The following is a 2,433-nucleotide window of genomic DNA, read 5'->3' on the forward strand; positions in this document are numbered from 1 at the left end:
GGCGCTGATCCGCCCCCCGGGACTTCACGGGGCGCGGATCCGTCGCCGAGTCCATGGTCGGCCGGGGCCTCGCGTCAGCGCGGGCCCCGGTTCAGCGCAGACCCCAGGCGGTGGCGTGCCGGAGGCAGGTCTGGGCCAGCTCCTCGCTGCGCTGGACGATGAGGTCCCGCGCGGCGATGACGCCGACGGTCGCGATCGTCCGTCCCCCCTCGCGCAGTGCGACCGAGACACCGTCGCCACCGTCCACGGCCACGCCGGGGGCCGTACACACACCGGTCTCGCGGAGCTCTTCGAGCGAGGCCAGGAACCTGTCGACGAACTCCGACTCCGCAGCCGGCCGGGCGTTCAGGTAGGCCCACACGTCACGCTTCTCCCGGTCGGCCAGGAGTAGCCAGCCCGAGGAGGTCCGCAGCAGCGAGCGTCGCAACCGGTTCTCCGCGATGTAGGCGTAGTGCGCATCGGCGGCGACGTGGTCCACATAGAAGAGGTCGTCACCGACGTCGGTCGACAGGGCGGTGGTCAGACCGGTTTCAGCGTGGAGTGCGGTGAGCTGCTCCCGCGACACGGAGGTGACGGGCGGCCGACCGGCGATCACGTTGAGGAGATACGGCGCGGTCCCCAGCGTGTAGACGCGATTGCGCTCGTCGAGGTAGCCGACGGCGACCAGGCCGTTGAGCAGGCCCTGCGTGGAGCTGATCGGGGCGTCGAGGGCCTTGGCGACCGCGGTGAGGGTCAGCCCGGTTCCCGACCTGGCGACCAGTTCCATGATCGCTGCGACCCGGTCGACCATGCGGTGGCGAGGACGCTCGGGGACCTTGTCCATGCTGGGCTGCTCGGTGCGCCCGCTGTCTCCCGCATCCGGTTGCGTCATGGGGTAAGACTATCCGCCCCTGCGGGACGCACGCTGGGCATACGAGAGAGCGTAGTTCGATCCGCTATTGCGTAAAATTGCCATTCGTGCGATTCTCGAGCACGTGGTCCGGGTCACCATCCGGGCCCCGAACAGGCACACATCACACCAACCCCTTTCGAGGAGGCCCGATGCGGTCCGCACTCGCTCCACCGCCCACCCTGGCGTCGGCGGACATGGACGCCCTGCGAGTGGAGGTCCGTGACTTCCTCTCCGAAGAGATCGCCGCCGGTCGGCTCACGCCGTGGATCGACACCTGGCTCACGCGATGGGACGAGGACTTCACCCGTCGCCTCGCCGAGCGCGGCTGGGTCGGGATGGCCATCCCCACCGAGTACGGCGGACGGGGACGCACGCACCTCGAGCGCTTCGTCGTCACCGAGGAACTCCTCGCCGTCGGGGCGCCGGTCGCCGCGCAGTGGGTCGCCGACCGGCAGATCGCCCCCTCGCTCCTGCGGTACGGAACCGAGGAGCAGAAGCGCGAGTTCCTGCCCCGGATCGCAGCGGGGGAGTGTTGTTTCGGCATCGGCATGAGCGAGCCGGACTCCGGGTCGGACCTGGCCAGCGTGCGGACGAAGGGCGTCCGCGTCGACGGCGGCTGGGCGATCACCGGCACGAAGGTGTGGACCTCCGGAGCGCAGCACGCGGAGGCGTTCATCGCACTGGCCCGCACCGAACCCCTGGACACCACCGACCGCCATGCGGGACTGAGCCAGTTCATCGTCGACCTGCGCAGCGAGGGTGTCACCATCCGCCCGATCGTGTCCCTCTCGGGCGACCACCACTTCAACGAGGTGGTACTCGACGAGGTGTTCGTCCCGGACTCCCGGGTGTTCGGCACGATCGGGCAGGGATGGGAACAGGTCAACTCCGAGCTCGCCTTCGAGCGCAGCGGCCCCGAGCGGTTCCTCTCGTCCTTCCGCCTGTTCGCCGCCGAGATCGGCGCGATCGCCGAAGGGCGGTTGCCCGCGCGCACTGATCTGGGTCGCTCGGTCGCGCGGATGGCGGGGCTGCACGCCCTGAGCCAGAACATCGCCGGGGCGCTGCAACGCGGGGAGCCCGCGGACAACGCCGCTGCACTGATCAAACTCCTGGGCACCACCACCGAGGGTGACATCGTCGATGTGGTCTCCACCCGGCTCGGCGACGAGTTCACACCCGGTGACGGTGACGGGGGAGCGGCCGCGTCCGAACTCACCGACCTCCTGCGTGCCGGACTGCACCAGCGGCCCGGCTTCACCCTGCGGGGCGGGACCAACGAGATTCTGCGCGGCGTGATCGCGCGGGGACTGGGGATGCGATGAGTACGGGGACAGCGGCGGCCGGCGACGGCGTGGAGAGCGTCGGACTCGAGATCGACCAGGACCTCGAGTCAATGATGGCCGACGTGCTGGCGCAGTTCTCCGGCCCCACCGCCCGGCCCGATGCAGCGGCCGTGTGGCAGTCCCTGTCCGAGGTGGGGCTCGGCCGCCTCACGGCCCCCGAGGACACCGGCGGCAGCGGCGCGGGGTGGGCCGAGGCCG

General features: G+C 70.5%; 2 protein-coding genes and 1 pseudogene. 2 read left to right on the plus strand and 1 reads right to left on the minus strand.

The window, feature by feature from the left end:
- Window positions 1–91: 91 nt before the first annotated feature.
- Window positions 92–790, minus strand: coding sequence for a helix-turn-helix domain-containing protein (locus G6018_RS07760; RefSeq protein WP_107748977.1), 699 nt, complete (start codon window positions 788–790; stop codon window positions 92–94).
- A gap of 251 nt (window positions 791–1,041) precedes the next feature.
- Here G6018_RS07760 and G6018_RS07765 point away from each other — a divergent pair, with 251 nt between their 5' ends.
- Together G6018_RS07765 and G6018_RS07770 are read left to right on the plus strand one after the other, a co-directional pair.
- A complete protein-coding gene (locus G6018_RS07765; protein ID WP_182639310.1) occupies window positions 1,042–2,214 on the plus strand; it encodes an acyl-CoA dehydrogenase family protein in 1,173 nt (390 codons plus the stop codon).
- A pseudogene (locus tag G6018_RS07770) lies at window positions 2,211–2,433 on the plus strand (acyl-CoA dehydrogenase); the annotation flags it as partial. The gene G6018_RS07765 and the pseudogene G6018_RS07770, both read left to right, overlap by 4 nt.

Source organism: Dietzia sp. DQ11-44 (genome assembly GCF_014145205.1).
In the GTDB taxonomy this organism is placed as follows: Bacteria; Actinomycetota; Actinomycetes; order Mycobacteriales; family Mycobacteriaceae; genus Dietzia; species Dietzia natronolimnaea.